The following is a 10,081-nucleotide window of genomic DNA, read 5'->3' as shown; positions in this document are numbered from 1 at the left end:
CCTCTATCCATCTCGCTCTTGGTGTCGACATAACTCCCTGCCAGGTTAGTCCCCCGCGTATGCCACTTCATACGGAGGATGCGCCAGGTGAGGAGGGCTCAGTCACAGGATCGATCACGACCCCGCTCGTGTTGCAGGTACTTGAGCATTCCTTGATGTGACATCGCTGTCGACCTGGACCGACCCCACGCGAAACCTCCTCATCTGCCGGGACGCGGTTCCCATGCGTGAACACCTCCACCGTCGCCGGGGCACCGACGGCAGGGCTTGTGCTGAGGGCGTCATCCGCTCGTGATCCGGACGACCAGACCCCCCCGTTCGTGTGTACCCGATCGAGTGGAAACCCACTCGACGGGTGGGGGAAGAACGCCTGTCGACATCGACACCGTTCGGTGGAGTCGACTGGTGCGAATCGCCGCGAAAGGCCGGGGAGGTGGGGCTTGGGGGCGACTGGTTCGGGCGGGGCGCTGGGGGCGAGCGGGGAGGCGACACCGGCTCTGACCAGCGCGAAGCAGGTGTCCCCCGATGAGTGGGACCCCCCGACGCACACACTACGACGGGGGTACGACATTTCTTGGAACGGCTGGAAAAGCCGCTCGACAAATGAACCACCGGTGCCACGACCAACCACGAAAAGCCGACACCGCGACAGCCCGCCACACGCCACCACGGCGGACAGTGCCGGGCCTGGTGGTGAGGGGTTGTGCGGGCGCTTGGCCGGGCGGCGAGGGGTGTGGCGTCAGGCCGGACAGTGCCACCACGGGCAGAAGCGGCGCGGGCAACACCAAGGTGGGTGGTGAGCGAGCGTGTGGTGCCCGGCCGGGCGGCAAGGGGTGCGGTGCGAGGGCAGTCGGTGCCGCCACGGGCAGCAGTGCCAAGGCGGGTGGTGAGAGGGCGTGTGGTGCCCAGCCGGGGAGTAAGAGGTGTGGTGCCAGGCCGGGCAGTGCCACCGCGGGCGGCTGCGGCGCGGGTAGTGCCAGGCCCGGTGGCGAGGGTGCGTGTGGTGCCGGGCCGATCAGCGCCACGACGGGCAGCAGCGGCGCGGGCAGTGGCAGGGAGGGTGGTGAGTGAGCGTGGGGCGCTCGGCCGGGCGGCAAGGTGTGTGGTGCGGGGGCAGTCGGTGCCACCGCAGGCGGCGGCGCGGGTAGTGCCAGGCCTGGTGGTGAGGGTGCGTGTGGTGCCGGGCCGGGCAGTGCCACGGCGGGCAGCAGCGGCGCGGGCAGTGGCAGGGCGGGTGGTGAGTGAGCGTGGGGCGCTCGGCCGGGCGGTAAGGGGTGTAGTGCGGGGGCAGTCGGTGCCACTGCGGGTGGCTGCGGTGCGGGTAGCGCCAGGTCTGGTGGTGAGGGTGCGTGTGGTGCCCGGCCGTGCGGCGAGGGGTGTGGTGCCTCGCCGGTCGGTGTCACGGCGGGTGGCAGCGGCGCGGGCGGCGCTAAGGCGGGTGGTGAGGGGGCCTGGGGTGCCCGGCCGGGCGGCAATGGGTTTGGTGCCAGGCCTGTCGGTGTCAGGGCGGGCAGTTGCGGTGCTGGGGCGGGTGGTGCGGGGGCGGGCAGTGGGTCGGTGGTGGTGTGCCGATGCCGTGGCTGAGTGGTGGCGAAGTGATGCCACGGGTGGGTGGCTGTTGTGCGGGCTTTGGGGTGGCTGGTTGTCGGGGTGGGTGTGGGGTGTGGAGGTCCCTGCTGGGGGAAGGGGGTGCTCCACTGGGTGGTCTCCTGGGTTGGTCAGGCGGCTTGGTCGTCCGGTTGGCCGAAGCGCCACAAACTGGCATACGTGCCGTCTGCCTCCAGTAGTTCAGCGTGGGTGCCCTGTTCTGCGATTCGGCCTGCTGCCAGGACCACGATTCGGTCGGCTCTGGCCGCCGTCGCCAAGCGGTGGGCGACCACGAAAGTCGTGCGCTTGCCCGCTAGGTGGTCGCTGGCCGCCAGGACGGCTGCCTCGGTCGACGGGTCCAGGGCGGCGGTGGCCTCGTCCAGGAGGAGGAGGTCTGGGGATACGAGTTCGGCGCGGGCCAAGGCGACCAGCTGGCGTTGGCCGGAGGACAAGCCCTGGCCGCGTTCGCCCACCTGCTGGTGGAACGCGGAGGGCAGGGATGCCACCACCGGCAGTGCGCCGACGGCGCGGACGGCTGCCTCGACCTCGGCGTCCGTGGCCGTCGGTCTGCCGTAGCGGACGTTGTCGGCCACGTCTCCGCCGAACAGATGTGCCTCCTGCGGCACCACGCCCAAGCGCTGGCGGAACGACGGCAGGTCGTAGGAGCGGACGTCTACCCCGTCCACCAGCACCGTGCCGGAGGTGGCGTCGTAGAAGCGGGCGATCAGCTTCACCAGGGTCGACTTGCCCGCACCCGTCGCGCCGACCAACGCCACCGTCTCGCCCGCCGCCACGTGCAGGGACACGTGGTCCAGCGCCGGTTCGTCGGTGCCCTGGTAGTGGAACGTCACGTCCCGCAGCTCGACCTCGCCCCGCAGCGACACCACGGTCACCGGGTCGGCGGCCGGGGGCACGGTGCTCGGGGTCGCGAGCAGGTCGCCGATCCGGCTGAGGCCCACCCTGGCCTGCTGGTAGCCGTCGAACACGCCGGACAGCTGCATCACCGGCGCGAAGAACAGGCCCAGGTACAGCAGGAACGCGAGCAGCACGCCGGGCGTCAACGTGCCCGCCGCGACCCGGTACGCGCCGACCGCCAGCACGGCCGCCTGCGCCACCCCGGACAGCATCGACACGAACGGGAAGTACGTCGCGATGTACCGCTGCGCCCGCAGCCGGGACACGCGGTACGCGTCGCTGCGCTCGGCGAACGCCTTCGCCGACCGGCCCTCCCGCGTGTACGCCTGCGACACCCGCAGCCCGGACACGTTCTCCTGGAGGTCCGCGTTCACGACGCTGACCCGCTCGCGCGCCTCGGTGTACGCCTTCGACGACAGCCGCTGGAAGTAGAACGTCGCCACGGCCAGCACCGGCAGCACGGTCAACGCCACCAGCGCGAGCGCCCAGTCGGTCAACGCCAGCGCGACGGCGATGCCGCCCACGGTCAGCACGCTGATCACCGCCGTGGTCAGCCCCGTTTGCAGGAACGTGGACAGCGCGTCCACGTCCGTCGTCATCCGGGTCATGATCCGACCCGCCATCTCGCGCTCGTAGTAGTCCAGCCCCAGCCGCTGGAGGTGCGCGTAGCTGCGGATCCGCAGCACGTACAGCAGCCGCTCGCCGACCCGCGAGGTCAACACGGTGTTCCACGCCGTGCTGATCCAGTTGAGCCCGACCAGCACGAGCCCGAGGGCCGACACGGTCCACAGCGCCGTGGTCGACGCCTCGACGACACCGTGGTCGATGCCGTACCTGACCAGCGTCGGCAGACCGATGGCCAACCCCGCGTCGACCAGGATCAGCAGCCCCACCGCCGCCATCGCCCACCGCGCGGGCCGCAGCAGGCTCCGCAGCCGGAAGCCCGGATCCGGCGCCGCCGGGTCCTCACCCGCCAGCTTCGGCCGCTCCACGGCGGGTGGCAGCGCCTTCACCTGCGCCAGCAGTTCCGGGGTCGCGGGCAGACCACCGGCCAACGCCGCCGTCGACGCGCCCCGGCCTGCCTGGGCGGTCGGCTTGACCGTCCGGTTCTCCGACGCCAGCAGCGACAGGTCCGTCGGGTCGATCACCGGCCACAACGACGGCGTCGTGCCGTCCGGCCCCTGTTCCAGCAACGCGTCGGCCCGCGGGGCCGCCTGCTCGATCGCGTCCGTCGGCCCGGCCAGCAGTTCGCGGAACAACGCGCACCGCTCGTCCAGTTCGGCCCGCGTCCCCACGTCGACGACCCGCCCCCGGTCCAGCACGGCGATCCGGTCCGCCAGCGCCAGCGACGACCGGCGGTGCGCGATCAGCAACGTCGTCCGCTGCGCGGTCACGGCCGCGAGCGTCCGGTGGATCGCGGACTCCGTCGCCGTGTCCACGGCCGACGTCGCGTCGTCCATCACGAGCACCCGCGGGTCGGTCAGCAGCGCCCGCGCCAGCGCCACCCGCTGCCGTTGCCCACCGGACAGCGTCAGCCCGCGCTCGCCGACCACGGTGTCGTACCCGGACGGCAGCGCCAGCACGAACTCGTGCGCCTCCGCGGCCCGCGCCGCCGCGACCACCTGCTCGTCCGTCGCGTCCGGCCGCCCGTACGCGATGTTCGCCCGCAGGGTGTCGGAGAACAGGAACGCCTCCTCGAAGACCACTCCGACCGCCCCGCGCAGCGACGACAGCCGCAGGTCGCGCACGTCCACCCCGCCGACCTCGATCGACCCCTCGTGCACGTCGTAGAACCGCGGCAGCAGCAACGACACCGTCGACTTGCCGGACCCCGCCGTGCCGACCAGCGCCACCGTCTCGCCCGGCCGCACCTCCAGCGTCACGTCCGACAGCACCGGCTCGCTGCGCGTGTACCCGAACGTCACGCCGGTCAGCGAGATCCCGACCGGCCCGTCCGGCACGGCCACCGCGTCCGGCTTGTCGACCACGTCCGGCTGCGAGTCGATCAGCTCGTACACCCGCTCCACGCCCGCGCGCGCCAGCTGGGCGTTCACCACCAGCCCGGAGATCAGCCGCGTCGGCCCCACCAGGTTCGCCACGTACGTCGCGAACGCGAGGAACGTGCCGAGGCTGACCTGACCGTTCATCGCCATCCACCCGCCGAGCGCGAGCACCGCCACCTGCCCCACGGCGGGCAGCGCCGTGAGCGTCGCCGCCGGTCGCGCGGTCAGCCGGGCCGCCCGCATGCGTTCGGCGAACAGCGACCGCGCCTGCCCCTCCAGCCGCGCGACCTCCCGCGCCTCCTGCCCGAAGCCCTTCACCACGCGCACGCCGGTCACGGTCTCCTCGACGTGCTGCGCCAGGTCGGCCGCCCGCTGCTGCGCCGACCACGTGGCCGGGAACAGCACCAGCCTGCTGCGCGCCGCGATCCACCCGACCGCGGGCACGATGATCAACGCGATGATCGTGAGCAGCGGCGACAGCCACAGCATCGCCACCAGCGCGGCCGCCGCGAACACGATCGTGCCCACGGTCAGCGGCACCATCGACAGCAGGCTCTGCACGAGCTGGAGGTCGGTGATCGACCGCGACACCACCTGCCCGGTCCGCAGCACGTCCTGCTTCGCCCCGTCGAGGCGCTGCACCGCGCCGAACACGCCCTGCCGAAGGTCGTGCTGCACGTCCAGCGCCAACCGCCCGCCCAGGTACCGCCGCAGGAACGCCGTGCCGAACGTCAGCAGCTCCATCCCGATCAGCACCGCCACCAGCAGCGCCAGCCGCTCGGTCCGCCCGATCACCGCGTCGTCCACGGCCAGCTTCACCAGCAGCGGCCCGGCGGCCTGCAACCCGACGCCCAGCACGGAGGCGACCAGGGACAGCAGCACCAACGACCGGTGCCGCCAGCAGGCCCGAGCCAGCTTGCGGATCCAGCCCGATGTGTCGGGGACGGAGGTAGTCACCACTTCACAGTAGGACCGCCCACCGACAAAACCGGGCCCGTGACGGCTTCGTCACGGGCCCGGAAGGGACAAAAAGTGTAACTCGATCAGGTGATGTCCTTCTTCTGCGTGGCCGCCCAGCCGCCCAGGAAGAAGATCGCCGTCCACACCAGGAAGATCAGGCCGCTCAGCCACCAGTCGAACGCGCCGAGCGCGCCCGCGATGCCGCGGATGACCTGGGCCAGTTCGTCCGGTACCACGCCCGCCGTGGACAGGAACAGGCTGGCCGCGACGGAGCCCGTGAGGCCGTTGACGGAGCCGTTCGGCAGGAACCCGATGATCGACGGCACGCCCTGCGCCGCCAGCACGAGCTGGATGCCGTTCTCCAGGATGAGCATGTACAGGATCAGCACGATGGTCGTCGCGATCGGGCTGGTCATGAGGGCGCCGATGCCGACGCCGAACATGGTCATCAGGATCGACGACAGGATGCCGACGCCCGCCATCGCGACCCACCCGGTGGCGTCCGGCAGCGCCGACGAGTCCGAGGTGAACACGATGCCGATGCTGACCGACGCGACGATGGCGACGCCGAAGATCGCGCCCCACGCCAGGTAGACGAGCAGCTTCGCGGTCAGCGCGGAGACCCGGTTCGGCGCGGTGAGGAACGTGGTGGTGATCGTCCGGCGGCTGATCTCGCTGGAGATCGCCAGGCCGCCGAAGATCATCGGGAACACCGTGGCGACGTTGATGCTGCGGGCCATCCCGAACAGCGAGACCTGCCACTGCGACGAGTCGATGCCCAGCACCTCGGCGAGGTCGCGGGTGTCGGAGCCGTTCAGCACGTCCATGAGGCTCTTGCCGATGGCCCCGGTGCCGAGCGCCCAGCCGAGCGCGATCAGCACCGTGGGGATCATGATCCCCCACCACAGGCCGGTCGACGTGGTCTTGCGGAACTCGGCCTTGACCAGGTTCGTCAACATCAGTTGCCGCCTCCGTACCCGCCCTGACCCGGCTGCTGGTAGCCCGGCGGGGGTTGCTGCTGTTGCTGGTACTGCTGGTAGTCCTGCGGGGGGAGCTGCGCGGGCGGGTACTGGCCCGGCGCGTACTGCTGGGGCGGGTAGCCCTGCTGCGGGAACGGCCCGGACTGCGGGAACTGGCCGGTCTGCGGCGGCGCGTAGTAGCCGCTCTGCTGCGGTCCGGGCTGCTGCCCGGCGAACGGGTTCGGGCCCGCCGCCGTGTACTGGCCGTTGGTGAGCTGGAAGAACAGCTGCTCCAGGTCGACCCGCTCCTCCTGGATGCCGTACACCGACACCCCGGCCTTCAGCGCGGCGTCCGCGACCTGCTTGGCGTCCATGCCGCTGATCGCGAGCCTGCCGTCCGGCACCTGCTCGATCCCGGTCACGCCCTCCGCCTGCAACGCGGCCACGAGCGCGCTCGCGTCCGACGGCTGCACCAGCACCCGGCTGCGCTGCGACCCGCGGAGCTGGTCGAGGCTGCCGTAGTACATGGTCTGGCCGCGGCTGACGATCACCACCTGGTCGACCGTCTGCTCGACCTCGGCCAGCAGGTGGCTGGAGATCAGCACCGTGCGGCCCTGGCGGGCGTAGGCCTGGAGGAACGTCCGGAGCCACGCGATGCCCTCGGGGTCCAGGCCGTTCGACGGCTCGTCGAGGACCAGCACCTGCGGGTCGCCCAGCAGCGCCGTCGCCAGCGCGAGCCGCTGCTTCATGCCCAGCGAGAAGCCGCCCGCCTTGCGGTCGCCCGCCGCGCCGAGGCCGACGAGGTCCAGCACGTGGTCCGCGGCCTGGTCGGGCACGCCGATGGCGGCCGCGTACACCCGCAGGTGGTTGCGGGCGGTGCGCTTGGGGTGGAACCCCTGCGCCTCCAGCACCGCGCCGACCACCCGCGCGGGGTTGCCGAGCTGGTGGAACGGCCGCCCGTTGATGAAGCTCGTGCCCGCGGTGGGCGTGACGAGGCCGAGCAGCATCCGCAGCGTCGTCGTCTTGCCCGCACCGTTCGGGCCGAGGAACCCGGTGACCGACCCCGGTTCGACCGTGAAGCTCAGGTTCTGCACCGCGGTGACCGGACCGAACTGCTTGGTCAGGCCTTGCACCACGATGCGCCCACTGCCGTCGTGCACGCGTTCCCTCCCGATGTGCGGGTGTCGTGGCCCCGCTCGGGGGTCATCCTGCCCTAGAGGGAACGCCGGGTCCGGGCGATCCGGTCAATCCGGCAGCGCGTGGCGCGGCCTGCTCACGACGGGGGCGCGGTGCACACCGGCTTCGACGGCGGCGGGCACGACCGGGAGTTCGGTGGTGCGCTCCGCGGAGGTCTCCGGCGGGATCTCGTCGAGGTCGAGGTCGTCGTACTCGGTCGTCGGGAACGCGGGCTCGGCCGCGACCGGGTCCAGCCCCGTTCGAGTGAACGGATTGCGCAACGGCTTGCGGCGGTCGCGGTGCGCTACCCCCTCGCCGATCAGGTGCTGGTGCGCCATCGTCCAGATCTGGCACGGCCACCGCCTGCGGCGCAGCCAGCCGGGACACGCGCGGCACCGGCTGTCCTCGTCCGGCTGGTGCACGGTCAGCAGCAGTCGCCAGCCGTCCGCGAGGCGGTGGATCTCCGACCGCGCGAGCGGCACGAGCGACTCCGCCTCGCCCTGCTCAGCGACCTTGTCGAGCAGCGCGAGCCGTTGCAGGACGGCCTTGCGCAGTGCCTCTTCCACCGCGCGTCACCCCTGTTCGGGCGCGGCGGAGGTCGCCGCGGCCTGGTCGAGGAGCTGGTGCAGCCGCCGGGTCTGGGTGGCGGACATCACAGCGGATTCTCCGGGGGGCGCGACCAGCAGAACTCGGTCGTCCTCGACGAGAACGGTCATCGAGCGGTCCCTGCCGAAGGGGTCGTGGCAGTCGATCCAGCCCTGTGGTTCAGCCATGTGCGCTCCTAACGGAGTGTGCTCGGGCTTCCGGGGTTAACGGGGTGAGAGCGGTCGAACCCGCTGCGTAGCGATGCTGGCCCCTGCTACGTCCATCGGTCGTGGGGACCCCGGGGAGTACTGGTGTTCGGGTAATTCACTCGTTTGTTTGAGGGTCGAACACGGGCAGTGGTCCACGACCCCGAAGTCTCAGGTCTCGAATCGGTGGGCCAACTGGGCACGGCGGCCGGTTGTTGTCTAAGCTTGTGCGTGGCGGCCCGCTCCCAGTGACCCCCAGGCTGGTTGAGCGGGTCGCTTTTTCACGCCCGGAATCGCCACGGGCCGCGATCACCTGCTCAAACGCAAACCGGGCAGCTACCGAAGTAGCTGCCCGGTTTGTCACGCAGTCGCCTAGACGACCTGGTCGAGGGGGGTGTGCGGGAGGTCGAGGGCTTCCGCCACCGGCAGGTTCACGAGGTTGCCCGCGTGCACGTTGAGGCCGAGCGCGAGGGACTTGTCGGCGCGCAGGGCGGGCTGCCAGCCCTTGTCGGCCAGCGCGACCGCGTAGGGCAGCGTCACGTTGGTGAGCGCGTAGGTCGACGTGCGCGGCACGGCGCCGGGCATGTTCGCGACGCAGTAGAAGACCGACTCGTGGATCTGGAACGTCGGGTCCGCGTGGGTCGTGGGCCTGGAGTCGGCGAAGCAGCCGCCCTGGTCGATGGCGATGTCGACCAGCACCGAGCCGGGCTTCATCCGCGAGACCAGCTCGTTGCTGACCAGCTTGGGGGCCTTGGCGCCGGGCACGAGGACCGCGCCGATCACCATGTCGGCCTCCAGCACGGCCTGCTCGACCGCGTAGCTGTTCGACGCCACCGTGCGGAGCTTGCCGCCGAACTGGGCGTCGATCTGCCGCAGCCGGTCCACGTTCGTGTCGAGGATCTCCACGTCCGCGCCCATGCCGACGGCGATGGTCGCGGCGTTCACGCCCGCCACGCCGCCGCCGATGACGACAACGCGCGCGGGGGCCACGCCGGGCACGCCGCCGGGCAGCACGCCCCGGCCGCCGGACGGCTTCATCAGCGCGAACGCGCCGACCTGCGGGGCCAGGCGGCCCGCGACCTCGGACATCGGGGCCAGCAGCGGCAGGGCGCCGTTCGCGGTCTGCACCGTCTCGTACGCGATGGCCGTGGTGCCGGACGCGATGAGGGCCTCGGTCAGCGGCAGGTCGGCGGCCAGGTGCAGGTAGGTGAACAGCACCTGCCCGGCGCGCAGGCGGTGGTACTCCGCCGCGATGGGCTCCTTGACCTTGAGCACCAGCTCGCCCTGGTCCCACACCTCGTCGGCCGTGGCCAGCACCTTCGCGCCCGCCGCCTCGTACTCGGCGTCGGTGATCGCGGAACCGAGGCCCGCGCCGGCCTCGACGAACACGTCGTGGCCGCGGCGGGTCAGCTCGTGCGCACCGGCCGGGGTCAACGCGACGCGGTACTCGTGGTTCTTGATCTCGCGGGGGACGGCGATCCGCACGGTGACTCCTTCGACTACGAGGGGCGGGAGCTGGGCTGTTGCCTCAAAGGTCCGGCATACCCCGTTCGCTGTCATCGTGCTCGCCGCACTACCCGATAGGGGTCGCTTTGGCCTGCCGGCACAACGCCGCCGGGTGAGGCCCGTCGTACGCGCGTTGACACCCGTTCGGTGGGCACATAGCTTTCAGCTCGATCGCCAACTGAAG

The 10,081-nt window shown here is 71.4% G+C and carries 6 protein-coding genes; all 6 read right to left on the bottom strand.

Translation table 11 applies throughout. From position 1 onward, the window contains the following. Positions 1–1,718: 1,718 nt before the first annotated feature. Positions 1,719–5,462 (bottom strand): ABC transporter ATP-binding protein, encoded by a 3,744-nt coding sequence (locus ACFWW9_RS34210; protein ID WP_390386305.1) that lies wholly within the window; start codon positions 5,460–5,462, stop codon positions 1,719–1,721. An 86-nt stretch (positions 5,463–5,548) separates the two neighbouring features. Next, positions 5,549–6,424, bottom strand: coding sequence for a hypothetical protein (locus ACFWW9_RS34205; RefSeq protein ID WP_390386304.1), 876 nt, complete (start codon positions 6,422–6,424; stop codon positions 5,549–5,551). Beyond that, entirely contained in the window at positions 6,424–7,584 is a 1,161-nt protein-coding gene (locus tag ACFWW9_RS34200; RefSeq protein ID WP_390386303.1) for an ATP-binding cassette domain-containing protein, read from the bottom strand. Before ACFWW9_RS34200 ends, ACFWW9_RS34205 begins: the two co-directional genes overlap by 1 nt. Positions 7,585–7,668: 84 nt before the next feature. Beyond that, positions 7,669–8,166, bottom strand: a complete 498-nt coding sequence (locus ACFWW9_RS34195; RefSeq protein WP_390386302.1) for a hypothetical protein — start codon at positions 8,164–8,166, stop codon at positions 7,669–7,671. 6 nt (positions 8,167–8,172) lie between these two features. Further along, positions 8,173–8,373, bottom strand: coding sequence for a hypothetical protein (locus tag ACFWW9_RS34190; RefSeq protein ID WP_390386301.1), 201 nt, complete (start codon positions 8,371–8,373; stop codon positions 8,173–8,175). A gap of 390 nt (positions 8,374–8,763) precedes the next feature. Continuing rightward, on the bottom strand, positions 8,764–9,876 hold the full coding sequence (ald, locus tag ACFWW9_RS34185) for an alanine dehydrogenase (protein ID WP_390386299.1): 1,113 nt from the start codon (positions 9,874–9,876) through the stop codon (positions 8,764–8,766). Positions 9,877–10,081: the final 205 nt, after the last annotated feature.

This window comes from Umezawaea sp. NPDC059074 (genome assembly GCF_042738955.1).
Taxonomy (GTDB): domain Bacteria; phylum Actinomycetota; class Actinomycetes; order Mycobacteriales; family Pseudonocardiaceae; genus Umezawaea.
The sequence above is the reverse complement of the archived record's forward strand: the minus strand, read 5'-3'. Positions and strand labels throughout refer to the sequence as shown.